Annotated in this window: 20 protein-coding genes and 2 riboswitches; all 20 genes read right to left on the bottom strand. The window is 38.0% G+C overall.

The window, feature by feature from the left end; all coding sequences use genetic code 11:
* Position 1: 1 nt before the first annotated feature.
* Positions 2-943: a hypothetical protein gene (locus INF20_RS01565; protein ID WP_226384635.1), complete on the bottom strand. Its 942-nt coding sequence runs from the start codon at positions 941-943 to the stop codon at positions 2-4.
* Positions 925-2,967: a transglutaminase domain-containing protein gene (locus tag INF20_RS01560; protein ID WP_226384634.1), complete on the bottom strand. Its 2,043-nt coding sequence runs from the start codon at positions 2,965-2,967 to the stop codon at positions 925-927. Before INF20_RS01560 ends, INF20_RS01565 begins: the two co-directional genes overlap by 19 nt.
* Positions 2,933-3,916 carry a DUF58 domain-containing protein gene (locus INF20_RS01555; RefSeq protein WP_226384633.1) on the bottom strand — a complete coding sequence of 328 codons (984 nt, stop codon included), beginning with the start codon at positions 3,914-3,916 and terminating at the stop codon, positions 2,933-2,935. Before INF20_RS01555 ends, INF20_RS01560 begins: the two co-directional genes overlap by 35 nt.
* A gap of 2 nt (positions 3,917-3,918) precedes the next feature.
* On the bottom strand, positions 3,919-4,866 hold the full coding sequence (locus INF20_RS01550) for an AAA family ATPase (protein WP_226384632.1): 948 nt from the start codon (positions 4,864-4,866) through the stop codon (positions 3,919-3,921).
* An 86-nt stretch (positions 4,867-4,952) separates the two neighbouring features.
* Positions 4,953-5,135, bottom strand: a riboswitch (cobalamin riboswitch).
* A 12-nt stretch (positions 5,136-5,147) separates the two neighbouring features.
* Entirely contained in the window at positions 5,148-5,726 is a 579-nt protein-coding gene (locus INF20_RS01545; protein ID WP_226384631.1) for a DUF4430 domain-containing protein, read from the bottom strand.
* A gap of 29 nt (positions 5,727-5,755) precedes the next feature.
* Positions 5,756-6,694 carry an ECF transporter S component gene (locus INF20_RS01540; RefSeq protein ID WP_226384630.1) on the bottom strand — a complete coding sequence of 313 codons (939 nt, stop codon included), beginning with the start codon at positions 6,692-6,694 and terminating at the stop codon, positions 5,756-5,758.
* Complete coding sequence (locus tag INF20_RS01535; RefSeq protein ID WP_226384629.1) at positions 6,673-8,352, bottom strand: ABC transporter ATP-binding protein; 1,680 nt, start codon at positions 8,350-8,352, stop codon at positions 6,673-6,675. The genes INF20_RS01540 and INF20_RS01535 overlap by 22 nt, the downstream gene beginning before the upstream one ends.
* Positions 8,325-9,131 (bottom strand): energy-coupling factor transporter transmembrane component T, encoded by an 807-nt coding sequence (locus tag INF20_RS01530; protein WP_226384628.1) that lies wholly within the window; start codon positions 9,129-9,131, stop codon positions 8,325-8,327. Before INF20_RS01530 ends, INF20_RS01535 begins: the two co-directional genes overlap by 28 nt.
* Before the next feature lie 166 nt (positions 9,132-9,297).
* A riboswitch (cobalamin riboswitch) is annotated at positions 9,298-9,482 on the bottom strand.
* 41 nt (positions 9,483-9,523) lie between these two features.
* Positions 9,524-9,841, bottom strand: coding sequence for a GNAT family protein (locus INF20_RS01525; RefSeq protein ID WP_226384627.1), 318 nt, complete (start codon positions 9,839-9,841; stop codon positions 9,524-9,526).
* Positions 9,842-9,862: 21 nt separating this feature from the next.
* Complete coding sequence (locus INF20_RS01520) at positions 9,863-11,446, bottom strand: ABC transporter permease/substrate-binding protein (RefSeq protein ID WP_226384626.1); 1,584 nt, start codon at positions 11,444-11,446, stop codon at positions 9,863-9,865.
* Complete coding sequence (locus INF20_RS01515) at positions 11,446-12,588, bottom strand: betaine/proline/choline family ABC transporter ATP-binding protein (RefSeq protein ID WP_226384625.1); 1,143 nt, start codon at positions 12,586-12,588, stop codon at positions 11,446-11,448. Before INF20_RS01515 ends, INF20_RS01520 begins: the two co-directional genes overlap by 1 nt.
* Positions 12,589-12,768: 180 nt before the next feature.
* Entirely contained in the window at positions 12,769-14,487 is a 1,719-nt protein-coding gene (locus tag INF20_RS01510; protein WP_226384624.1) for a [FeFe] hydrogenase, group A, read from the bottom strand.
* Between the two features lie 16 nt (positions 14,488-14,503).
* On the bottom strand, positions 14,504-16,384 hold the full coding sequence (locus INF20_RS01505) for an NADH-quinone oxidoreductase subunit NuoF (RefSeq protein ID WP_226384623.1): 1,881 nt from the start codon (positions 16,382-16,384) through the stop codon (positions 14,504-14,506).
* Between the two features lie 17 nt (positions 16,385-16,401).
* Positions 16,402-16,908 (bottom strand): NADH-quinone oxidoreductase subunit NuoE family protein, encoded by a 507-nt coding sequence (locus INF20_RS01500; protein ID WP_226384622.1) that lies wholly within the window; start codon positions 16,906-16,908, stop codon positions 16,402-16,404.
* A gap of 194 nt (positions 16,909-17,102) precedes the next feature.
* Complete coding sequence (gene recA, locus INF20_RS01495) at positions 17,103-18,197, bottom strand: recombinase RecA (protein ID WP_226384621.1); 1,095 nt, start codon at positions 18,195-18,197, stop codon at positions 17,103-17,105.
* Positions 18,198-18,324: 127 nt separating this feature from the next.
* Positions 18,325-19,605 (bottom strand): LCP family protein, encoded by a 1,281-nt coding sequence (locus INF20_RS01490; RefSeq protein ID WP_226384620.1) that lies wholly within the window; start codon positions 19,603-19,605, stop codon positions 18,325-18,327.
* Entirely contained in the window at positions 19,605-20,843 is a 1,239-nt protein-coding gene (locus INF20_RS01485) for a competence/damage-inducible protein A (RefSeq protein ID WP_226384619.1), read from the bottom strand. The genes INF20_RS01490 and INF20_RS01485 overlap by 1 nt, the downstream gene beginning before the upstream one ends.
* A gap of 26 nt (positions 20,844-20,869) precedes the next feature.
* The gene (gene pgsA, locus INF20_RS01480; RefSeq protein ID WP_226384618.1) at positions 20,870-21,406 is read right to left on the bottom strand and encodes a CDP-diacylglycerol--glycerol-3-phosphate 3-phosphatidyltransferase; all 537 of its coding nucleotides are present in this window, start codon (positions 21,404-21,406) and stop codon (positions 20,870-20,872) included.
* A gap of 2 nt (positions 21,407-21,408) precedes the next feature.
* Positions 21,409-22,713, bottom strand: a complete 1,305-nt coding sequence (rimO, locus tag INF20_RS01475; protein ID WP_226384617.1) for a 30S ribosomal protein S12 methylthiotransferase RimO — start codon at positions 22,711-22,713, stop codon at positions 21,409-21,411.
* Between the two features lie 17 nt (positions 22,714-22,730).
* Positions 22,731-25,187: an FtsK/SpoIIIE family DNA translocase gene (locus tag INF20_RS01470; protein WP_226384616.1), complete on the bottom strand. Its 2,457-nt coding sequence runs from the start codon at positions 25,185-25,187 to the stop codon at positions 22,731-22,733.
* Between the last annotated feature and the right edge of the window lie 219 nt (positions 25,188-25,406).

Raw genomic sequence — 25,406 nt, 5'->3', positions numbered from 1 at the left:
GTTACCTCTTGCTTTTATATAAGCATGTTCCATTATCAAAAGCTTTAATGCTTTCTAAAGCTAGTAAAGCCTTTTCTGTAGCCATAATATTTATCTCCTCGTAGTTTTCGTCACCTGTAACATGAAAATAACCACTGTCTTTTTTGTAGGTCAACAGGCCGTTAAGTAGGCTCTTTTCATTTTTTATAAATCTTTCATCTGCAGTGACATCGACACCTGCTGTAGTTAAAGCTATTATCGCTTCGCTTGTAGACTCGCAATTTCCCATGGAGCCATCCTCCAGCTGAGCCTTAGAAAGTTCCTCAATTTTTTCTTCGATCACATTATTGATTTCATCTCTATCTTTATAGTAGGAAAGAGCCAATACTCCCATGGACACATAATCGCTCATGCCATCAACTGTTACATCATATCCTTTTAATTCATCCAAAATGTATTGAATATATCTTTCTTCGTTTGCAAGTTTTACACCGCACATTTGAGATGCAACTAGAGCATACGCTGCTGCATTTACTCCCTGCTCTCTGATTTTTTCATAATCATCTAAGTATGAAATCAGATTATATCCTTCAACATTTGTAGGATCTTCTCCTATAGAAGCGACGCCCATAGACACTCTGGCATATTCTGTATAGTGTTCCTCGTCAAGGATTCCTTTCTTGGATTTCACCTGAGCTCTTACAGAATCAAAATATCTCGAAGCATAAGTATCTTTAGACTCATCATCTATTTGACTGTTCATAATGCCAATTACAGACCATTCCCCACCTACAGAAGACACTCCCGGAGACTCTACTTCCTGTAAAAGATATTGGGAAGTTTCAGCGATGTTTTCATCTATAGATAAGCTCGAATTTCCACATCCAGTAACGGTAAGCATAGCTACAGCAACAATTATGCACAGTAAGCTTTGAGCTCTTTTTTTCACTTTAGTCTTTTCCATCTAAGCCTTTCCTTTCTATCTGCCTTTTTCGCAGATTTTACTTGAAATAGCATAAAATCTCTTTCCTCTGGAGAAATTGACTGTCTGCTGTAAGCGGCTTTATTTCCAAGCTCTACGGCTCTATCATCAAAACTCAGTCCATGAGTTTCCAAATATTCGAACATTGCAGCGACCGCTTTTTTAGGTTCACCTTTTTTGAAGAAATTAAATCTCCTATATGAATTTATAAGCTTTCTCAATAATAAAGCCAAAATCGCCAGCAACAACACAATAAGCAAAATCAATACTATTATCTTTATAACTTGTAAAATGCTGCTTTCTTCTTGTGATGTATTATTTTGAAGCACCTGATTTGTGCTGGCACCTCCTCCTGAATTTTCCGGCACGAAATCACTTCTTACTATGGAGTTTTCAAAACCGGTATCGAGATTGGCCTGAGGCATAACATCATAATACTCAGGACTAACTTCTATAGGAACAAATCCTATACCGTCTATATATATCTCAACCCAGGCGTGTACATTTTGCTGAGAAATTGACATTTGTCCATCTTCTCCTGCATTTTTTACATCCTCAGGCGTTACCAAATACCCTTCCACATATCTTGCCGGAATTCCGTAGTACCTAAACATGAAGGTTGCTGCAGTGGCAAAGTGGGTATCGTAGCCTTTTTTATTTTTAAAGAAGTCTTCCATCACTGCATCCTGTGATAATCCTGGGTCTTGTGTATATATGAAATTTTGATTTAAATAATCCCTTACCTTTTTTATTGCAGTACTGTATTCGATATGACCTTCCCTCTGATCTCCACGGTCGCCAATATATTCCTGCATAAGGCTTATTTCCTTTGTAGAAAGGTATGTATAGTTTTCATATACAAATTCATTAAACCAGCTTTCGTCTTTAAGATATTCGCTGATTTTTTCATCAGCTGAGGAAGTGAATAGCTTTCCTGCTGTATCTGTCCAGCTGCCGGTGGCATTTTCGTATGCTTTAAACTCATATGACTTCATTCTTCCAAAATTGCCGTTGGTTATATAACTGTCATACCAATTTAGCAAGCTTTCATTTTCACCGGAATACTCATAGGGCAGATAGGCATATTTTTTATTTGCATCTTTAACTTCAATCTGAATATCTATGGTATTTGTATCGTTTACAAGGCTATCTGCCTGCCCTAGCTGTCCGAGCCCGTTAAAGTCCTCATTGTCAAGCCAAAACATCAGATTTCTGCTCTCTTTATATGTAGCATAAGGTAGGGCGCTCCACCTATCTGAAGTATATGATTCCCCAACATAGCCTCTAAGATAAGTAGCCTGGGGATTTGACATTGACACTTCAAGAGCTATATCATTTTGAACATTTCTCTTATCACCTGTAAGCTCACCATTTCCTAAAGGTGCTGTTCCATAATAGAGATTTGATACATTTCTTGTCGTAAAACCTTTGACAGCTGATGCAAAATCTGCCTTTTCAAAGAAAACTGAAATAACTGGAAAGCCTAATGCGACCAACAGTATCAATGCAATTGCAGTAACTTGAACTATGCCTGGAACCAAATTGCTGCTCTTTGATTTCAAATAAGCAAAAGATACAAGTGTCATTACAAGCAAAAACAAAACGCCAAACACATTCTGCCTTGCAGATGTACAAAGCATAGGCAGCAGCGCAAGCATAGGAATTACAAATATTAGCCATTTTTTGCCACTTTGAATTATTCCGTATACCAGTGCTGCGATAACAACTGTGCTTAATACTAAAAAGAGTTCGCAGTTTTCTGAAGCTCCCGAAAGATGTTTTAAAACAATCCCGTCATTTATAAGCAGAGTATCGGCTATACTGTTTACAAAACAAGCAAATCCTCCGGCAATTTCACCGCTGGCAATGTTTGAAATGTTAAATTTTATATTAAACAGATCGGTTATTACAGACATAACTGCAACAGCTGTCAAAAGTGCAAGAACTACTTCACAGACTATTACCCTTGCCTTATTTTTCCGGTCTGTATATATCAACTTCCCCATATTCCATGAGCCTTTCTTTTTTAGGATCACCGTCAGTAATAAGAATAAATCCAGAATAATTCTTTTCTGAATCCGATTCTATAAATTCGCTTATCACATCTTTCCCATCCTTATAAAATGGAGCTTCTAAAAATTCAGATATGATTAATTCCAAATCTTGTGAACTTTTTACAGATTTAACTACAAATTTTTCTCTGTTGCTGTCATACCATCCAAAGCTATGTTCTATGCCCTTTTCCGATATTGATTTAGAAAGAGATAAAGCAAATTCTGTACTTTTACTTTTTCCTTCAGGGCTAAGAGCATAATCTTCGTATTCCTTTTTGTCAGTCAAAATCATAATTCTGTTATCCACTGGAAAGCTATAATCTCTTACCATAATATCGCCAGTTTTAGCTGATAACTTCCAGTGAATTGCCTTAACGCTGTCACCCTCTCTGTATTGTGATATGCCAAAGGTTTCACTGCTATCACTGCCCTTTTTGTACTGGGAATATCTAAAACTTTCCATATCGTATCTATCTGCAGAATCCTTAGAAATATTTATTTCGTATAAAAAAGGCATACTGTAAAGATTTACTTCTCTATTTGATTCAATTCCTCGCTTAACAATTCCAAGAATATCCGAAATCACTATGCTTTTAACGTTTACTCTTAAACAACCGCACAGATTATCTTTCACGTTAAATATAAGAGTTCTAGTTTTTTTTGGTTTTAGCCATGTAAAAAACTCCATATTGTCGCTGATGCCGGTAATGCTGTTATTAACACTTACTAAAGCTTTACAACAGGCAACTGGCCATATACCTGTATTTGATATTTGTAAAACTACGGTTGAATTAGTATCAGTCGCTATTTTAAATTTGATATTATTATTTGAAGCTCTTACTAATAAAACAGAACTTAAACAGTAGAGCAAAGCAAATACTATTAGAATATTGACTATCATTTTTATCTATAAAAACCTTCTGTTTTGGGTGCTTTTGTTTCGTTTAAAATTTCTTTAAGAATTTTTATCGTGCTTTTGCCGCTTATTTTCCCTTTAGGCTCAAGTATTACCCTGTGAGCACACACATCAACAAACAATGTATCTATATCCTCAGGAACAACATAATCTCTACCTTCTATATAAGCCCATGCTCTCGAAACTGTAGCTAAAGCGATTGCACCTCTCGGACTTACACCAAGTTTGATAAATTCGTTTTCCCTTGTAGCTTCAACAAGAGAAGTTATGTATCTATAAATCTTCTCGTCAGTATATACGGTTTTTACTTCTCTTATCATTTCATCGAGTTTATAAGGTTCAATTACTGAGACTATCTCATCTAGAGGATCTTTTTGCTCTCTGTCTGACAAAATTTTTACCTGTTCATCAAATGATGGATATCCCATGGAAAGCTTCATCATAAATCTGTCAAGTTGGGCCTCCGGAAGCATCTGAGTGCCTGCTGTACCTACTGGATTTTGCGTCGCTATTACAGTAAAAGGCTTTGGTACTTCATGGGAAACTCCGTCAACTGTAACTTTTCCTTCTTGCATAACTTCTAACAAAGCAGATTGGGTTTTACTTGAAGTTCTATTAATTTCATCTCCTAAAAACATGTTGCACATTACAGCACCCGGTATATATTTAAAATTGCTATTTTCCCTATCATAAACTGTAAAACCAGTTATATCAGAAGGAACGACATCCGGTGTAAACTGTACTCTTCCAAAACTTAGGCCCAGACTTTTAGTCATAGCAAGGGCTAAGGTAGTTTTACCTACGCCTGGTATGTCTTCAAGCAGTATGTGTCCACCGGCTAATATCACAGCTAAAATTTTCTTAATTATTTCGTTTTTGCCTGTTACCGCCTTTGAAGTTTCATCAATAATTTTAATTATCTTTTCATTTATCATTTTGATTTCTCCTAACATATAAAAAAACGAGCTATTTATACACTAAAATAGCCCGTTTTTGCCATTCAAAAATATGATGATAAACCGTCATCTTAAACTCTCGGGTAAGTCTCCTGGCTCGTGGATCAACACCTTACTCTCACCTTCTCAAAGGAAAATCCTTCAATGGTATACGAGAGCGGCTCATCACTTACAGTGGCGGCACCGCGCAGGCCTTTCACCTGACTTCCTTTATTAAGTAAAATAACACCCGAAATTGTTATTAAGTTGTAATTTAAGAATTATAATGAAATGTCATCTGGTAACAAATCCCTGACATCTACATCTTCTCCACCATCGCAGGAGAAAATAACTAGTATATTGTCACCATCCCTTAATTCATATCCTGAAATTCCGTATTCCGGTGATTTACCGTTTACATAGTATAGCCATCCGCTCATACCACCGGCATCCCCATTATATAGATTGCTTATACCTTCTATAAAATACGCATCATAAGCCTGTGTATATGAGTATTCAGCCTGTATGCCTTCGTCTGTAGTGGCTTTTTTAAGCATATCAAAAGCAGTGTCTCCTTTTTCCATTCGGTATTCAGTTTGTTCCAAAATAACTCCGTTATCAGGAATATACTCTGCCTTACTTTTATCTTTAAGCTTAGTCACATCATCTGAAAGTGGCTTACAGCTTATTTCAAGGGTAGCTTTTACCGTTTCTTTACCTGAAAGAGTATCCCTTACCGCATTTATCGCGTCAAATTTGAATTGTAATACAACCAATAGAACTACAGCGATAATAATTATTCCAATCACTATATTTCTTTTCTTCTTACTCTTTACCTTGTTTTCAAGACTAGTACTCATTTTACTTCTCCCTGCTCATTTAATTTATATTACCGATAGATACCGTATTTTATCTTTATTCTATCTAACTTAGAAATAATGCTACTGCCTAATATAAATACGCATACAGCTGCTGTAATGCCATGAATAAGATCCATGGGAAGTCCGGATATATACAAAAGCTTTAGACCTTCAATACTGATCTTGCTTCCGCCTGCCATATTCGTAGAATTAACAACTGTACTTAAATTCATTATACCGCCATATACTATTACTGTCATGAAAAAAGTGATTACTGACATGGTCAAATCATCCGAAGGCAGCCTTTTTTTCTGCAATATGAGTCCAACTATTAAACCAATACAGCCAAAAGCATATACTCTCCACCCAAGAAAGGTATCGTCATTTCCAGGAAACAAAAGAAATAGAAGATATCCCAATATTAATGAAAGAACCACTGCTGTAAATGGTCCTGCTACCATTTTAAAACTTCTTGCTCTGACAGATACCTCGCTTCCTTTATCAAATATAAATCCTGCTAAAAATCCCAATAATCCCCATGCAAACATCTGCCATGGTGTCCATGGTCCCTGACCCATATAAAAATTACAGATTAGTCTAGACAATGCGCCAATTAAAAAACCTGCTTCCGGTCCCAAGGCTATTCCTGAAATGATTACCATAGCTGTTCCAATTTGAATAGGAAAAATTATATGAAATAAGCTATGCACGGCAACTGTCATAGCGCTCATGACCACAATCAGCATAAGCTCCCTTGCTTTAGGTCTTCTTCTTTCAAATACCATAAAAAACGGAGCCATCACTGCCACAAGAATAAATACACTTACAAGCATATACATTCCATCCCACGGAATAAAGTATGCAGCAGCTATGGCAGCAGGTATTATAATCAAAATAATCAACACTGATACCTTAAGCCTTTTTGAAGAGGCAGCCTCATATTGACTTAAAGTCTTTGCTTCAGCCATTTTTCTGCCTCCTCACATGTGACTATATCCGGTGCTATGCCTCTAAAGAGCCTGTTTGCTGCTGTGGTGTAAAAGCTATTTCCTGCGAAAAATTTTCTAGCCTTATCTTCAGATGTAACTTCTCCATTAAAAAACATAGCGCATCTATCCGCAAAGCTTGCACAAAATTCCACATCATGGCTCACTGCCAATATACTAAGACCTTCTTTATTCAGATTATGAAAAATATTAGCTAAAGTGAGTTTGAAAAACGGATCAAGACCCTTTGTCGGTTCATCTAAAAGAAGTAAGTCCGGGTCAGTTAAAAGCACCTTTCCAATTGCAAGTCTCTGCTGCTCTCCTCCTGACATATCATAAGGATTTACTTTTCTTAAATGCTCTATTTCCATAATTTTAAGCATTTCATTAACCTTAGAAATCTTAAGATTGTCATCTAAATCCATAAAACGCATTCCTTCAAAGAGCTCTTCTTCTGCAGTGATTTCTGTAAAAAGAGCTTTAGGATCTTGAGGTACCATTGAAATCTTTATATTTTGTTCAATATGTATTTTACCTCTCTGAGGTTTTAGTACACCGCCTATTACTTTCATGAGCGTGCTTTTGCCGCTACCATTCCCACCAAGGATACAGGTTAAATTACCCTTCTCAACGGAAAGATTTGTACCTTTTAGGATAAAATCTCCGTTCTTTTCATATCTGAACCAAAGATTTCGCAATTTTAAAATTTCTACCCTGTTTTCTTCCTTAACTTTGATAAATTTTATATTTTTCTCTACATCTATTGTATTGCTAACACATATATCACTTTTTATATCAGATTTTGAAAACTTTTCTTCAAGCAAAAGCCTTCCTTCTCTGACCGTAAGTGGTACTTTATCCGATATTGCACTTCCGAATATTCTCATAACAGATGGAAGACCGTAAAACATTCTGTGTTTTTCGCCTGTTAGCTTATCTGTAAGTCCACAAGGCAGATTTTCAGGCCTTTCATTTGCCTGTATCCTGCCGCAATCCATTACAATCACTCTGTCAGCCATTGGGATTACTTCTTCCAGTCGATGTTCTGAAATAATAACAGTTACACCAAGCTCCCTATTTATCCTGTAAACTGTATTTAGAAAATCAGTTGTAGCTATAGGATCCAATTGAGAAGTCGGCTCATCTAAAATAAGAATATCCGGTTGCATTACCATTACAGAAGCCAAATTCAATATCTGTTTCTGGCCTCCTGAAAGTGTACTAACATCCTTTTCAAACCATCTGTGAATGCCAAAATAGTTTGCCATTTCAGCAACGCGCCTTTTGATTACATTTGTGTTAAGACCAAGATTTTCAAGACCAAAGGCAAGCTCATGCCACACTTTATCGGTAACTATCTGGCTGTCAGGATCCTGTAGGATAAAACCTGTTGATGATGCACTTTTTCTGTCGTCCAAATCCTCTATTCTAGTGCCTTCGATGAATACTTCTCCTGATTTTTCACCATAGGGAATAAGCTGCTTTTTCATATGACGAAGCAACGTACTCTTGCCGCATCCTGATCTGCCGCAAATAACAACAAATTCAGATCTATTAATATCTAAATTTATATTTTCAATGGCATTTTTTTTAGCCAGTGGATATTTAAAGCTTAAATCCCTGATTCTGATTTTCTCCATTTAATTTCTCCCGCAATATCAGTAATAACAGGCATAAGTGTCAACACTAAAAACCATGCTCCGCTTAAAACTCCTTTTAATGTTAATTTAGGCATTTTAACATCAGGATAAAAAATCATTTCGTTTTTACCTGTTATGGCAAAATATATGGACACAGCGCCGCAAAATATTACTAATCCAATCATAAAAATATCTCTAAGGGACATTTTATATAAGACAAAACTCGTTCTTCCTTTAAGACCATGTCCCCTTGCTGCCATTGAGTCTGCACTTTCTATAGAAGATTCCAGTGACCAACTGGTTAATATTGATACCTTCTTTAACCCTGTTTTTAGCCTTACAAAGCCTTTTTGTTCTTGACCTTGATACATACACCTTTGTCCAGCAGAAATATCAGTATACCTCTTTTTAAGAAGAGGTATATACCTTAAAATCATTGAAATTAAAAGCCCGAAAAAAGACGATATCCTTGAGAAAAGATACATTATCATTTCTCCGTTAACGATTCTGTTAAAGCAGGAAAACCATATCAACACACTTGCAAACATAAAACCTGAAAATATTCCAAAAGTAATTGCTTCCTTTGTAATTGGATTGTTGTTTATATAAAAAAGAATTGTATTACCCTGATGGGTAAACAAAGTATTAAATATGGATATAAATAAAACTACAGGAACCGTCATTAATAAATTTGACTTAATTGCTCTTGCACCTTTTAAATATATGGCGTAAATCCATCCGCAAACTGTAAATACCGCCATAATAAATGGTGAAGACATACTGACGCCCGTTCCTATAACCATTGCAAAATATATAAATATTACCAGTGGATTAAATGTTTCAAATTCCTTTTGCATAATAAAAATAATGGACCACGGCAGATATTGCCGCGGTCCCTACGCCTTATCTTAAATTATTAAAATCTTTCTGATACACCGTCAGCAGATTCATTTTTCGTCATATGCAGGTCTTCTGGCTCGGGCATCATCATCTGTCTAACCTTCCCAAAATCTAATGGATTTCAGTGGCATTTAAAACAAACTCATCCCTTACAGCGGCGGGACCGCACAGGATTTACACCTGTTTCCCTCTTAGCCGATCTAATCGGAACATACGCGTTTATTAAATTACAAAATAAATTTTATCATTTATCTGCAAGATAGTAAAGAATTTACTTTCCTATGGCATTCTCAGCTGAGTCATTACCTGTTAAATTCAAGGAAAACTTATAGTGAAAATTATGCATACCTTCACGAAGATAAAATCTATGGGTATCCTTTCTAAGCTGATGCAATTGTCTTTCAAATCTTAGATTAATAACTCCTATAACTTCATCTCCTGCACAGCGCACAAGACTGTAATAACTTTCACTATTTAGCTGGTTCTTATAGATTTCGCTAAATTTGTCATAGTCAAGCTCTGTGCTTTCCATATCGCAAATCAAATTATAAATCTGACGACAATCATCATATGTACCCTTTCGATACATATAAAAGCCTCCTTTAGCTTTTTAGCCTTCTATTATTCCTTCTGAAACCAGCCAATCACGGGTAACATCCTCAGGCTTTTCGCCAAGTTCATCAACCCTGTAATTGAGTTCCTGCATAACTTCTTCAGTAAGTTTTGCACTGAGCTCATTGCAGGCATCTTCTATTTCAGGATACTTTTCAAGAGTATCTTCCCTTATTGTAGGTATAGCATGATATGGTGGGAAGAAACTTTTATCATCTTCCAGTATCTTAAGATTGAATTTCTTAAGAAGACCGTCTGTCTTAAAGGCATCTATAATCTGCACTTCATCATTTTCAAGGGCAGTATATCTAGGAGAACTATCCATGCCCTTATTAGCCTTAAAGTTAAGTCCGTAATAGTCGCAAAGAGCAACGTATCCGTCTTTTCTGTTAAGGAATTCCAAAGTTGTTCCTGTAGTAAATTCAGAAGCACAAGACTTAAGATCACTTATTTTTTCCAGGCCATATTCTTCTGCCACCTCAGGCTTCATAGCCAGAGTATAAGTATTATCAAAGACTGTCTGCTCAAGGATATCAAGGCCGTATTTTTCCTTCATTTCCTTCTTGCAGATTTCATAAACCTCGTTAGTATCGTTATTTGTATCATGCTTTAAGATACTCATAAACTGGGTTCCTGTATAATCGATATACATATCGATTTCACCTCTCTGTATCGCTTCAAGGCAAACCTGTGTACCTCCTAGGTTTTCCTTTCGCACTACATTAAGGTCAGTTCTATCTTCAATAATATCAGAATAAAGGTTCATCAATACAATCTGTTCCGTATAATCCTTGCTGGCCACAACTATTGAATCGCCACTGTTTTTATTTACCGCTCCAGAAATTGCATTAAATCCGATTATAGCAACAATTATAGCAGCAAAGGCACCGAGAATAATCTTCTTTGTCCTTCTGCTCTTTTTAATCTGTTCGTAATTTCCTTTAAAATCCTTCTGCAGGCTTATAGGAGTTACTAGCTTTTCTATCATGCCAATAATCCAGTCTACAAACAGAGCCAACAGACATGCTGGTATAGCACCTGCCAATATCTGAGCATTATCTACAGTTCTGATACCTGAAAATATCATATAACCGAGACCGCCTGCTCCGATAAATGCAGCCATTGTCATCAAACCTACAGCAGTAACCGCCGATATTCTAACACCTGCCATAATAACAGGAAGCGCAATAGGCAGTCTAATTTTAAACAATCTCTGCGGCTTGGTAAGACCTATCCCCCTTGCAGCTTCAAGGGTCAACGGATCTATATTTTCAAGACCGGTATAAGTATTCTTTATTATAGGAAGCAGTGAGTAAATCACTACCATTACCACCGACGGAAGCTCACCGATACCCAAAAGCGGTATGGAAAGACCTAAAAGAGCCAGTGACGGTACAGCCTGAATTATGTTGGCAACACCGAGAATAGGCTTACTTAACTTCTTAACATAACTTATAAGTATACCCAAAGGTACACCAACAAGAATAGAAACTAGCACGGCTATAAAAGTAAGCTTAATATGCTCCAGAGTCAGTGAACCGATTTGGCCGATGTTTTCACTTACAAAACTAAAAAATCCCATTAAGCCTCATCCTCCTTTCCTGATTCATATTCGTCAAGATAAGGAGAACTGAGCACGCTTATCAGACTGCTGCTTGTGATAAGTCCCTTGAGGTATCCGTTGTTGTCAACAACAGGAATGTTTGTAACATCTGTCTCCTCAATATACTGCAGCAATTCAAGAATGCTTTCGTCAGGGCTTGCAGTTATGGCATTTTCATTTACCATATCCTTAGCGTTTGTCCATGGAAGCACTGTGCTGTATAGTCCTTTACGATTTACAATTCCTATATATCTTCCATCTTCATCCACTACAATAAGCGTATCAATATGATGCTGTACCATCTTCTTTACGCACTCATTTTTAGTGAGATCAGGTGAACATACTATAGGAGTAGTAATCATTATATCCTCGACTTTGATATATTCCGGTGCGTCCCAAATCTTATTTTTACCTATAAATTCCTGAACAAATTCATTTTTAGGATGCTTTAAAATTTCCTCAGGAGTATCATACTGTACAATATCTCCGTCCTTCATGATAATGATTCTGTCAGCGATTTTAATCGCCTCATCCATATCATGGGTAACGAAAACTATTGTAGTATTCATCTTTTTGTGCAACTCTACAAGCTCATCCTGAAGATTACTTCTTGTTATAGGGTCAAGGGCAGAAAAAGGCTCATCCATAAGTATAACTTTAGGATTGTTAGCCAAAGCTCTAGCAACACCAACCCTCTGCTGCTGTCCTCCGGAAAGATCTGACGGATATTTGTTAAGATATAAATCTCCGTCCAAATCCATAATCTCCATAAGTCTATTTGTATTTTCTTCGATTTCCTTCGGATCCTTTTTCTCCAGTTTCTGGATGAGTTCAATATTTTCCTTGACTGTCATATGTGGGAACAGTCCCATCTGCTGTATGACATAGCCTATGCTTCTTCTGAGTTCAGTTTTATCAATTTCCTCGATATTCTTGCCGTCAATCAGGATTTTGCCCTTTGTGGGGACAATAAGCCTGTTAATCATTTTCAGCGTTGTAGTTTTACCGCACCCGCTGGCTCCTATGATCGCAACAAGTTCGTTATCGTTGATTGTAAAACTGATATCATGAAGAACTTTTTTGTCTTTAAATTCTTTTGATACATTTACAAATTCGATCATTCAATACCTTCTTTCTTAAAAAAGTACAAATCCCATATTTATATTATACTACATATTATGTGAACTTATATTACAGATTTGTAATGTAGAATATGTATAATAATACCACATATCCATATAAACGGAAAGGTCTGACGAAACACTCCGCCAGACCTTTCACAGGGTATCATTTTGTTTTGTTTAATCTTCCTTTGCGTAATGTACATGAAGGAGTCTATGATTATCATCCTTGATAATTTCTCTATAGGCTCTTCCCACAAACGGATTTGCATCACTATGTCTAATCCTGGAAATCTTATCGTTAGCATAAAGCTCTTTGCTTCTTCTTGCCAGAGTTCTTCTTGTGCTTCTCGGCTGCCCGCCGCCTCCGATACAGCCGGATGGACATGCCATAACTTCTACAAAGTCATAATGAGCTTCACCACTCTCGATTTTCTTTATAATCTTTTCTGTGTTGCCCAATCCACTTACCATGGCAATCTTAAGAGTTCTTCCCTTGTAAGGTATTTCAACCTCTTTAACGCTTTCAAGACCTCTTACTCCGCTAAAGCTGATGTTTGTAAATGAAGCCGCATCTTTCTTATCAACCAGTCTTCTTATTACCGCTTCCGTTACGCCGCCTGATACACCAAAGATTACACCAGCACCTGAGTACATACCGTAGTTTATATCCGGAGCTTCAGGATCCAAAGAAGCCAAAACTATACCAGCTTGCTTGATCATAGTTACAAGTTCCTGAGTTGTCAGAACATAGTCTGTTCTACTTTCTCCGTTTATTTTAAACTCTTCTCTGTCAGCTTCATATTTTTTAGCTGTACATGGCATAATCGCAACTACCACAGGAGTTCTCTTATCAGGAAGCTCATCGCTTATAGCAGCTTCTTCCTTTACTACAGATGAGAACATTTCCATAGGCGATCTGCATGTTGAAATGTTTTCGAGAAGCTCAGGATGATTATCTTCAGCATATTTTATCCAACCTGGACAACAACTGGAAAAGAGTGGTAATTTGCCACCGTTTTCAAGTCTATCAATAAATTCATTTGACTCTTCAATAACGGTCAAGTCAGCACCGAATGAAGTATCATAAATTTCATCAAATCCAAGTTTCCTTAATGCTGCGACAAGTATAGGGTTAAATCTTTCATTATCTTTAATGCCAAATCTTTCACCTAATGCAACTCTTACAGCAGGTGCAACCTGAACCATTACCCTTTTATCCTTATCGTTTATAACATCCCATACTGCATCAATATCAGATTTAATATCTATGGCTCCAGTAGGACATATGGCAGCGCACTGGCCGCAGTTTACGCAATTTGTTGTTGCAATAGGATCGCCGTAAGCAGTTGTAACCTGAACGTTGCTTCCTCTGAATGCAAAATCGATGGCTCCTACATTCTGCACTTCACTGCACATTCTTACACAGTCACCGCAATGAATACATTTGTTAGGGTTTCTTATTATAGCCTTGCTGGAAGCATCTATCGGAAGCTCATCCTTAAATGCTTTTCCGCTTCTGTCAAAGGAAATCTCAGATATAGCAAATCTCTTTGCCAGTTCCTGAAGCATACAGTCACCACTCTTAGGACAAGTAGTACATTCCCTGCAGTGGCTTGACAGGAGCATCTTTAAGATAAGTCTTCTGTATTTGAACAGCTTTGTTGTGTTAGTGAATATCTTCATGCCATCCTTAGGAGGAGTTGAGCAAGAAGTCATTATGTTTCCTCTTTCGTCTTCAACTATACACATTCTGCAGGCACCAAATACCGACAGATCTGAATAGTAACAGAGTGTAGGAATATTAACACCAGCGTTACGCAAAACTTCCAACACATTCTTTTCGTCAGTGAAAGGAGTCATCTCTCCATTAATTTCTATAAATCCTTGTTTTTCCATTAGAAGATCCTCCTTACTACACTATACGTATTGCGCCCAGTCTACATGTTCCTATGCAGGCCTGACACTTAACGCACAGTTCATTATCGATTACATGAGGCTGTTTAAACGAACCGCCTGTAATTGCACCTACAGGACATACTCTCTTACAGAGACCGCATCCCACACATTTTTCCTCATCGATCATTATCTTCTTGTATGCAATACACTGTCCTGTCGGACATACTCCGTCCTTTACATGAGCATCGTATTCATCTCTGAACTGTGTTATCGTACTGATAACAGGATTTGGAGCTGTTTTACCAAGGCCGCACAGAGCGCATTCCTTAATTGTTTCAGCCAGTTCCAAAAGAGTGTCGATTGTAGATTCATCCGCTCTGTTCTTAACTATATCGTTAAGAAGTTCCAGCATAATCTTTGTACCCTCTCTGCACGGTACGCACTTACCGCAGGACTCATTCTGAGTAAAGTTCATGAAAAATCTTGCGGTTTCAACCATACAAGTATCCTCATCCATTACTACTAGTCCGCCAGAACCTATCATCGCTCCAACCTTCTTAAGGGAATCAAAATCAAGAGGAATATCCAGATGCTTTTCTGTAAGACATCCGCCTGAAGGGCCACCAATCTGTACTGCCTTAAACTTCTTGCCTTCCTTAGGACCTCCACCTATGTTAAATATGATTTCTCTCAAAGTTGTTCCCATAGGAACTTCAATAAGACCTGTATTGCTGATATTACCTGTCAAAGCAAAGGCTTTTGTTCCCGGACTTTCCGGTTCACCGATGGAAAGATACCAATCTGCACCGTTATTTATAATCAAAGGAACATTTGCAAAGGTTTCAACATTATTCAACACTGTAGGTTTTGCAAAGAGACCGTGTTCAACTGTTCTTGGCGGTTTAACCCTAGGCATACCTCTTTCGCCTTCAATGGATATTGTAAGAGCAGAACCTTCACCGCATACGAAGGCGCCAGCACCCTTGGCGATAATAATATCAAAGGAAAAATCACTGCCAAGTATGTTTTCACCGAGAAGTCCTGTTCTCTTACAGTCATTTATAGCCTTTTCCAGTCTTGATACTGCCAAAGGATATTCAGCTCTCACATAGATATAGCCTTCTTTTGCCCCTGTTGCAACACCGGCTATCATCATACCTTCCAGCATCTTATGAGGGTCACCTTCCATGATACTTCTGTCCATGAATGCACCCGGGTCTCCTTCATCGCCGTTACATACAACATATTTTACAGGATCTGCCTGAGCTCTTACCTGAGACCATTTTCTTCCTGCTGGGAATCCGCCGCCACCGCGGCCTCTTAATTTAGATTTGGAAATTGTATCAACAATATCCTCTCCTGACATTTCAAAGAGTGCCTTTTCAAGAGCAGTATATCCACCATATGCTATATATTCTTCAATTGAATTGGCATCTATATGACCGCAGTTCTGCAGTACAATTCTTGTCTGTCCCTTATAGAACGGAATTTCCTCCTGTACAGGATATGATTTTCCGTCCTGTTTATATACGAGTCTATCTATTACCTCATCTCCTATAATGGATCTTGCAACGATTTCCTCGCAATCTTCAACTTTAACCTTAATATAGAGAAGTTTTGCCGGTTCAATTCTCAGCAGAGGTCCCATTTCACAAAAACCATGACATCCGCTGTGCTTAAGGCCCACATGTTCACCGTCTTTATGCTCTTCCAGCTCAACTTCAACCTGAAGGCCTCTTTCTTCAATGAGTTCCTTCAGTCTGTCGTAAATTTCCAGAGAACCGCCGGCTACGCATCCTGTACCGCCACAGACATAAATCTTTTTAACCTGTCTGTCCAGCTGAGCCGAGTATATTTCTCTGGCTTCATTTAATTCGCTCCTGTTTCTAAAAAACATTTACCTCTACCTCCTCCTTACAGCTGAGCTTTTACTTCTTCTTCCTTCTCAGCCGCCTCTTTAAGCTCGCTAATAAGCTCAACAGCTTTTTCCGGAGTCATTGAAGGATGTACCTTGTCATTTACTGTTATAACCGGAGCCAGTCCGCAGGCACCAATACATGAAACTGTCTCAACTGTAAACAAAAGATCATCTGTAGTATCTTTGTCCTCTGATAATCCCAGTTCATTTCTGATAGCTTCAATAATCGGCACTGATTTACGTACATGACAAGCCGTTCCGTCGCAACACTTTATGATATACTTGCCTTTCGGTGTTAGGGAAAAGTTTTCATAGAAAGTGGCCACACCATACAGTTTGGCCATGCTGATTCCCGTTTCTTTTGAAATAACCTCAAAAGCCTCTCTAGGCAGATATCTTAAAGCTTCCTGAACATCCTGAAGTACAGCTATAACAGACAGTTTACTGCCCTTATGCTCTTCAAGAATGTCTGCAACCACCTGTGTTACATTTGTCTTATCCATGTTTTCCTCCCTGGTTACTGGAAACAAAAAGTATCTGAATTGTCTGTTATATAGACTATTTTGATAATATTTTAACGGATTCCTCTATAATTGTCTATACTTTACGTAAAAAATAAACAATATAAAAAGGCATGTGCATTTCTCACATGCCTTCTGGAAACTCTATTTCATATATTTCTAATTTATAAGCTCACTTAATCCAAAATTACTCCGTCTTCGTCTACATTAAGTTCCGTCATTTTTGAAGCTGAAGCGGCATCTGTATCAGCAGTTTTTTCGGCTTCTTCCTTCTCTCTGCTGATAGTATCTAAAAGTAAGCCTTCAACCTTGCTTAATATATCAGGATTTTCGGAAAGATATTTTTTAACATTTTCACGACCCTGGCCTATTCTGTTGCCTTCGAAGCTATACCAAGATCCTGCTTTATCTATTATATCCTTTTCAACGGCACAATCCATAATATCTCCTATTTTGGAAATACCTTCGCCGTACATTATGTCAAATTCAGCCTGCTTGAAAGGAGGTGCAACCTTGTTTTTAACAATTTTAACCTTTACACGATTACCAAGCATCTGATCGCCCTGTTTTATAGTTTCAACTCTCCTTACATCAAATCTCATCGATGCATAGAATTTAAGGGCTCTGCCTCCCGTTGTAACTTCAGGATTGCCATATACAACGCCAATCTTTTCTCTCAGCTGATTTATGAAAACTACAGCTGCCTTCGACTTATTTATAATACCTGCCAGCTTTCTTAAAGCCTGGGACATCAGTCTGGCTTGAAGTCCCACATGGCTATCTCCCATTTCACCCTCTATTTCACTCTTAGGTACCAAAGCTGCCACAGAGTCAACAACCACTATATCGAGAGCTCCGGATCTGACAAGCATTTCACAAATTTCCAAAGCCTGTTCGCCTGTGTCAGGCTGAGAAACGAGCAGCTCATCTATATCAACTCCGAGATTTTTGGCATATTCAGGATCAAGAGCATGCTCAGCATCTATAAATGCAGCTCTTCCTCCAGTTTTCTGAGCTTCAGCTATCATATGGAGAGCAAGTGTTGTCTTACCGGAAGATTCAGGTCCGTAAACTTCAATAATACGGCCTTTAGGTATGCCACCGATACCTGTGGCCAGGTCAAGACTTATAGAACCTGTGGAGATTGCCTCTATGTTAAGCTTCATATGGTCGTCTCCCAGCTTCATAATTGAGCCTTTTCCAAACTGCTTTTCAATCTGCGAAAGCGCGGCACTTAAGGCTTTTTCTTTATCTTCATTTATGTTTGCCATAATTAAAATTCCTCCTAAAAATACATATAAGCCACAAGAACGTCTGTTCTCATGGCTATATGATACACTGCTTGCTTTATATTGTCAATATATTTGCGAACAAATGTTTGCATTTGTCGAAGGCGTCTTATTCAGAATCCGTTCCTTCCGTAATTCCTGTTTCGTTTATAATCTTCTGATTGATTTCAGCAGCTTTATTACTCATCTGATAATCAGTATCACCAAATACCTCTTCATGTAGCCTTGCATTATTTTCTTCAAGAGTTGTAGGCACAGCATACCAGATTCCATCGTCCATGATACCTCCCCAGTAATTAAACGGATAGCCTACTGATTTGCTTATATTGAAATCAAGAAGTTTAGGTATCAGCGATGTAAATGCTGAAGTATTCATATTTGTTCTAATTTCAGGAAGAACGCTGTCTGTAACGCTTGTGATTTTTGTAGGATGGCTCTTAGCTTCTGCCAATACCGCCATAACTACCTTCTTCATTCTTTCGGTTCTTCCTGGGTCACCACCAGAAGTCTTTCTTATACGGCAATATGTAGCAGCCTGAACTCCGTCAAGCCTCTGCTCTCCAGTGGAAGTGATTTCTGTCCATTCTCTTCCTGTGTTTGAAGCTGTTTCAGGGCCCCATTTATTAAGGTCTGCCAGTTCATTTTCCTGAACATCTATTGTAATACCACCCAGTGCATCTACTGTATCGGCAACAGATACCCAGTCCATTACGATAAATTCAGAAATATTCAAATCTAAACTCTGATTGAGCATCTTACATGTATTAACTGGACCTCCGAAGGCATGAGCATGGGTTGCTTTATCCAGGAATGATTCACCGTATCTGTCATCCATAAGCAGATATGAGTCTCTCATTACAGATGTAAGTGTTATATCCCCAGTGTCCTCGTTTACAGTTGCTATAATGATAGCATCGGTTCTTGAAGTTTCTGAGCTTTCGCCCTGTCTTTCATCAGTACCCAGGATTGCTATATTCCTGTATCCGTCAAGCTTATCAGCAACTCCTTCATCTATTCCGAACTCTTCATAATCCGTTTCCACATAGTCGAATTTGCTGAGCTGTGTATCTAAAAAGTAATATGCACCTGCAGCACTTACACCGATAAGTATAAGCAGCACGATGAGAACCTTAGGCCATATTCTCTTTTTCTTTTTACCGTTATTACCATTTCCGGATTTTTTCTTTTTCATCTTGCCTTTGCTTTTATCTGACTGGCCAAAGTCAGTATTCGAATTTACTCCGGCATTTGATGGATTATTCTTTTGCTTTTCCTCTATATTGTGAAATTCAGCCAAAAAGTCTTCAGACATGGTGTCACTTTTACGCTGTTTTTTTATTTCTTTAGGTTTGCGGTTTTCACTGTTATTTTTGTATTTATCGCTTCTCATTATCTGTCCTCCAAATAATCATATATCAGCTTCATCATTGCAAGCATGCTTCTTCTTCTTATGGCATTTCTGTCCATATTACCGAATCTATTTTCAGTGCATCTTATTTTTCCGCCTGCAAGGATTGCAGTATACACCAATCCGACGGGTTTTTCAAGAGTCTCACCTCCGGGACCTGCAAGTCCTGTTACCGCAACGCATATGTCGCTGCCTGATGCTTCGTATAATCCAGATACCATTTCTTCGGCTGTCTGACTGCTTACAGCACCAAATTTTGCAAGGGTTTCCTCTTTTACTCCCAACTCCTGCATCTTAGCTGTATTGCTGTATGTAACAAGAGCTCTGTCAAAGACATCTGAGCTTCCAGGAATACTTATAAAAGCATCCGCAAAGAGTCCGCCCGTACAGGATTCGGCAGATGAGAGACTAAGACCCTTGTCTCTCATTTTATCTAAAATAACTTCACTAAAGCTTCTTTCGTCCTCTGTGTAAATATAATTTCCAACCCGTTCATGAACTTTTGTTGCCATTTCATCAACAGCAGCCTTGGCTTCTTCGGCTGAAGACCTCTTAGATGTCAGTCTCATGGTTACTTCTCCATCCTTTGCATAAGTTGCAATTGTAGGATCCGTCTGCGCATCTACTATATCCATTATCTCAGTTTCCAAAAGAGACTCACCTATGCCTACAGTTTTAATGAATTTGCTATAGATTACACCCTCTGACATAGTTGAAAGATAAGGGATAGCGCTGTTTTCAAACATAGGCATCATTTCCTTTGGTGGCCCAGGAAACGACATAATTGTTTTATTGTCAACTTTGCATATGAAACCCGGAGCGCTCCCATGATCATTTTGCATACAGATTGCCCCCTCTGGAACATATGCCTGTTTAACATTATTTTCGGTCATCTCTCGTCCAGAACGCTTAAAATAACCTTCTATTCTATCCATTGCTTCCTGATTTATTGTCAGTCTGCATCCTGCAAATTCCGATATTACTTCCTTAGTAAGATCATCCTGAGTAGGCCCAAGGCCACCTGTGGTGATAATCAAATCACATTCCTTTGCACAGGTTTCCAATGCTCTTTTCAACCTATCCGGATTATCCCCCACAGTAAAATGATACAGAACATCAAATCCAAGACCATTTAACTGTTGAGATAAATATGCAGCATTTGTATTAACGATCTGTCCAAAAAGAATTTCTGTTCCGACCGTAAGTATTGCACTTTTCATATTTTACCTCTGCTGCAGGCTCTTTTTTAGAGTCCGCCCTTTAAAAATACTTCTTTATTCTTAACGATATATTCTATTCCGCTGATTACTGTAAGTATTACACAAATCCACAGCATTATCTGATCAAGTGGTATATTTATATATTTGCATGGCCAATTTTTCAGAAGAAGCAATGGAACTGCAATCATCTGAGAAACAGTCTTAAGTTTACCTGAAAATCCTGCTGCAATAACAATACCGTCTGCTGCAGCTACTGTTCTGAGACCTGCTACGATAAATTCCCTTGCAAGTATAACAATTAACATCCATCCTGCCACATCGCCAAGCTGTACTAAAATAACAAGAGCCGAAATAACAAGAATCTTATCAGCCAAAGGGTCCATTATTTTACCGAAGTTTGTAACAAGTCCTCTGCTTCTTGCAATATGCCCGTCTAAAGCATCTGTTGCCGATGCTAATATGAAAATAATGGTAGCAGTATAAATATGTCCTAAAAGATAAAGAACTATAAAAAACGGTACTGCTATTACTCTTGCCAAAGTCAATTTATTAGGCAGGTTCATTTTTATATCTCCCTTCCAACTATATCGTAATCATAAGCATCGGTAACTTCCACTGTTATAAAATCTCCCGGCTTATGCTCACTTACTGTTTTCACTATTACGCAATTATCGATTTCTGGAGCGTCATATTGAGTGCGTCCAAGATACACTCCATCCTCATCCTTTTCTTCTATCAGTACTTCCAGAGTTTTTCCCACAAGGCTTTCGTTAAAGGCTCTTGAAATTTCCATCTGTAATCTCATAATAGAGTCTTTGCGCTCCTCTTTAATATCCTCTTCAATCTGATTATCCATTTCCGCAGCAGGAGTACCCTCCTCCATGGAATATGTAAAGACTCCAAGCCTTTGAAACTTTATTTCCTCTACAAAATCATATAGATTGTCAAAATCCTCTTCAGTTTCGCCAGGAAATCCCGTTATTAGCGTCGTTCTTATGGCAATATCGGGAATTGCACTTCTTAATCGTGATATTGTACTTCTAATACTACTTTCGTTAGATCGTCGTCTCATCATGGAAAGCACATGATCGGTACTATGCTGGAGAGGCATGTCGATATAGTGACAAATCTTATCCTCTTTGGCCATTACTTCAATCAATTCATCTGTTATCCTATCCTCATAACAGTACATAAGCCTTATCCATCTGATTTTTTCCACTCGGCATAATCTTTTTAGTAGCTCATGTAAATTGAATGACCCGTAAATGTCCTTTCCATAGGCTGTTACATCTTGACCTATAAGTATCAGCTCCTTAACTCCCGCTTCTGCCAGTTTTTCAGCCTCTTTAACAATGCTTTCCATTGTTCTTGAACGATAAGGACCTCTTATATCCGGTATAACGCAATAAGCACATCTGTTATCACAGCCCTCTGATATCTTTAATGTTGCACTGTATCCAAGGTTTCTACAGTCTCGATAATCCGGATTAGGATCAGTTTTATACTCCTCAACAAACTTTTCTCTACATCCTATTTTATGATTATCTATTATTTCAGGAAGCTTCTCATATTCATTTACACCGATAAAAATATCTACTTCCGGCATATCTGTGATAAGCTCATCTGCATATCTTTTGGAAAGGCAACCACTGACAATCAGTAGCCTATCACCTCTATCAGCAAATTCAAAAATCTTAGCAATAGACTCTCTTTTTGCATCGTTTATAAATCCGCAGGTATTAACAATTATAATATCCGAATCTTCCCAATCGGATACTATATTATGTCCTGCATTTTTAAGTATTCCTCCGGCAATTTCCGAATCATAAAAATTCTTCGGACATCCCAGTGTTTCAATATATATATTCATCAGTTATCCTTTATATTTTATATTTCTTCTGTGGATTGCCTCTTGGTATTATAATCCTCAATGCTCCACAATACACTTCTCGGTCTCGAACCGTCAGGAGGTCCAATTACTCCCAGAGATTGCATATCCTCAATTATGCGTGCCGCTCTGTTATATCCAATTCTAAATTTCCTCTGGAGCATGGAAACCGAAGCCTGCCCTGCATCAATTACAGTCATAATGGCCTCATCCATAAGTTCATCCTCCTGGTCATTGGAAGCCACAGAGACGTCTCCCTTTTCTATGGTTTCTGCTATTTCACTATCATAATTTTCATCCTCAACCTGAGATTTTACAAATCTGATAAGATTCATTACCTCATCATCGGATATATACGGACCCTGTATACGCAATGGCTTGTCTATATCCTGCGGCTTATATAGCATATCACCGTTTCCCACAAGCTTTTCTGCTCCTGCCATATCGATTATAGTTCTTGAATCTATCTGTGAAGAAACCATAAACGCTATCCTAGAAGGAATGTTTGCTTTAATAAGGCCTGTTACAACATCAACTGAAGGTCTTTGAGTAGCCACAATAAGATGCATCCCAGCAGCTCTTGCAAGCTGTGTAAGTCTAGAAATTGCCTGTTCCACCTGGGAGCTCGCAACCATCATAAGATCTGCCAACTCATCGATTATAATTACAATCTGAGGCATAATCTCTTCAGATTTTTTCTCTCTTTTCATCAAAGCGTTATATGATTTTAGATCCCTTACATTGTTTTCTGCAAACTTTTTATATCTGTTTGTCATTTCTGCAACTGCCCAATTTAATGCAGCGGCAGCTTTATTAGGATCTGTTACAACAGGAATCAACAGATGCGGAATACCATTATAATTTCCCAGTTCCACCATCTTTGGGTCTACCATTATCAGTCTTACCTCATCAGGTGTAGCTCTGTAAAGTATGCTTGCAATAATAGTATTAATGCATACACTTTTACCTGATCCTGTGGCACCGGCTATTAAAAGATGTGGCATCTTTGCAAGGTCAGCAACAACCGGTCTTCCGGAAATGTCCTTACCTACTGCAAAGGCCAGCTTTGAAGCTTCCCTCTTAAATTCCCTGGAATCAATCATCTCTCTGATGGTTACTGTTTCTCTTGTTTCGTTCTCAACCTCTATTCCGACAGCAGCTTTACCAGGAATTGGCGCCTCAATTCTTATGCTCCTTGCCCTAAGATTTAAGGCTATATCATCGGAAAGACTCACTATTCTTGAAACCTTAACACCGATGGCAGGCTGAATTTCATATCTGGTAACAGAAGACCCCTTCGTTACATTTACTACCTTAGCTTCAACGTTAAAGCTCTTTAAAGTTTCCTCAAGTAATCTAGCATTTTCAGCTAAATTTTCACTGCTTTTTTTGCTGCTTGTCTTTCCCTGCTTTAAAAGTTCGACGGGCGGCAAGGTATATCCGCTTGCTGAAGTTTTGAAATCTTCTATTTCAATAGTTTCTACAGAAGCTTCTTTAGAAGTCTTATCTTTGTCAACGGTATTATCACTGTTACCAGACACGGCAACTGCCGCCGCTGTTACTGCTGCAACAGGAATGTAATCCTTTAAATCGCTTTCTTTATTATCATTTTTATTGATTCTGCTATCCTTTAAACCATATTTATCATCATTTTTAAGCAAATCCAGAATATGCTTTTTATTCTTTTTTGATATATTATCTCTTTTTCTATCTTCAGGTGCAGCCTTCAAATATTCAAGGAAATCCACCTGTGATTCATCGATTTTATCAATTTCCTCAGCTTCAACATCCTGAAGCATTTCTGCTCTCTTAGCAGCTCTTTCTTTTTTAGCCGCCTTGCGCTCCTTGGCCTTTTCATAAGCTCTAGAAATCGGAGTATTAACCGTAAGTAGAAGGAAAATTATAATTACTGCGAAGGAAAAAAGATATAGGCCCGGTATTCCCACTCCTTTGGCAACCAAATAACCTAAATACATTCCGGCAACGCCGCCACTTCTTAACAATGTACCATTGTGATATACTTCACCGATGCTTGTGGCAGAAATATCAAAATCAGCGACAAATCTGCCTGCATTCAATATATCTATCATAAGGAAAATTATTATCAGAAATATAACGGTACGTCCCTTAAAAGGCTTACTCACCTTTGCAAACATCATAGCACTGAAAATTATAAGAAAATACGGCAGCACAAATCCGCCGAGACCAAAGACTCCCTTAAGAAATGAATTTATTCCCTCGCCTATTATACCTGCCAAATGAGTATGCATAGCAATAGCAAGAAAAATACCTACAACCAACATAATGATTGCAGCTATTTCATCGTAAAGTCGCTTTGCATTCTCATCTACAGCTTTTATATTATTTTTTGAAGAAGCTGCTTTTCCGCTTTTAGATCTCGACTTTGATCCTTTTGCTCCAGCAGCAGAACTTTTACCTGTCTTCTTTGTTGCCATGTATTGAATTTCTCCTGTTAAATCCTTGTTAACCTTATAAATTATACCATAACAGAAGTATCTATTAAACTACAATTTAGTCATAAAAAAACGGTTCTATAATAAATGTTGGGGTATGATGCCTCAACATTTTTTATGCAATAAAAAATTGAGCATAATATCAAGCTCATTTAAAATGAAATCACCACAATAACATAGAAAGGAGTTTTCAATTATGCT

It is taken from the genome of Gallibacter intestinalis (assembly GCF_014982745.1).
GTDB classification, from domain to species: Bacteria; Bacillota; Clostridia; order Peptostreptococcales; family Anaerovoracaceae; genus Gallibacter; species Gallibacter intestinalis.
This window is presented reverse-complemented; position numbering and strand designations above follow the sequence as displayed.

Coding starts and splice junctions, on each gene's coding strand:
- INF20_RS01565 (WP_226384635.1), bottom strand. CDS start 943: ATGGAAAAGACTAAAGTGAAAAAAAGAGCTCAAAGCTTACTGTGCATA.
- INF20_RS01560 (WP_226384634.1), bottom strand. CDS start 2,967: ATGGGGAAGTTGATATATACAGACCGGAAAAATAAGGCAAGGGTAATA.
- INF20_RS01555 (WP_226384633.1), bottom strand. CDS start 3,916: ATGATAGTCAATATTCTAATAGTATTTGCTTTGCTCTACTGTTTAAGT.
- INF20_RS01550 (WP_226384632.1), bottom strand. CDS start 4,866: ATGATAAATGAAAAGATAATTAAAATTATTGATGAAACTTCAAAGGCG.
- INF20_RS01545 (WP_226384631.1), bottom strand. CDS start 5,726: ATGAGTACTAGTCTTGAAAACAAGGTAAAGAGTAAGAAGAAAAGAAAT.
- INF20_RS01540 (WP_226384630.1), bottom strand. CDS start 6,694: ATGGCTGAAGCAAAGACTTTAAGTCAATATGAGGCTGCCTCTTCAAAA.
- INF20_RS01535 (WP_226384629.1), bottom strand. CDS start 8,352: ATGGAGAAAATCAGAATCAGGGATTTAAGCTTTAAATATCCACTGGCT.
- INF20_RS01530 (WP_226384628.1), bottom strand. CDS start 9,131: ATGTCTTCACCATTTATTATGGCGGTATTTACAGTTTGCGGATGGATT.
- INF20_RS01525 (WP_226384627.1), bottom strand. CDS start 9,841: ATGTATCGAAAGGGTACATATGATGATTGTCGTCAGATTTATAATTTG.
- INF20_RS01520 (WP_226384626.1), bottom strand. CDS start 11,446: ATGGGATTTTTTAGTTTTGTAAGTGAAAACATCGGCCAAATCGGTTCA.
- INF20_RS01515 (WP_226384625.1), bottom strand. CDS start 12,588: ATGATCGAATTTGTAAATGTATCAAAAGAATTTAAAGACAAAAAAGTT.
- INF20_RS01510 (WP_226384624.1), bottom strand. CDS start 14,487: ATGGAAAAACAAGGATTTATAGAAATTAATGGAGAGATGACTCCTTTC.
- INF20_RS01505 (WP_226384623.1), bottom strand. CDS start 16,384: ATGTTTTTTAGAAACAGGAGCGAATTAAATGAAGCCAGAGAAATATAC.
- INF20_RS01500 (WP_226384622.1), bottom strand. CDS start 16,908: ATGGATAAGACAAATGTAACACAGGTGGTTGCAGACATTCTTGAAGAG.
- recA (WP_226384621.1), bottom strand. CDS start 18,197: ATGGCAAACATAAATGAAGATAAAGAAAAAGCCTTAAGTGCCGCGCTT.
- INF20_RS01490 (WP_226384620.1), bottom strand. CDS start 19,605: ATGAGAAGCGATAAATACAAAAATAACAGTGAAAACCGCAAACCTAAA.
- INF20_RS01485 (WP_226384619.1), bottom strand. CDS start 20,843: ATGAAAAGTGCAATACTTACGGTCGGAACAGAAATTCTTTTTGGACAG.
- pgsA (WP_226384618.1), bottom strand. CDS start 21,406: ATGAACCTGCCTAATAAATTGACTTTGGCAAGAGTAATAGCAGTACCG.
- rimO (WP_226384617.1), bottom strand. CDS start 22,713: ATGAATATATATATTGAAACACTGGGATGTCCGAAGAATTTTTATGAT.
- INF20_RS01470 (WP_226384616.1), bottom strand. CDS start 25,187: ATGGCAACAAAGAAGACAGGTAAAAGTTCTGCTGCTGGAGCAAAAGGA.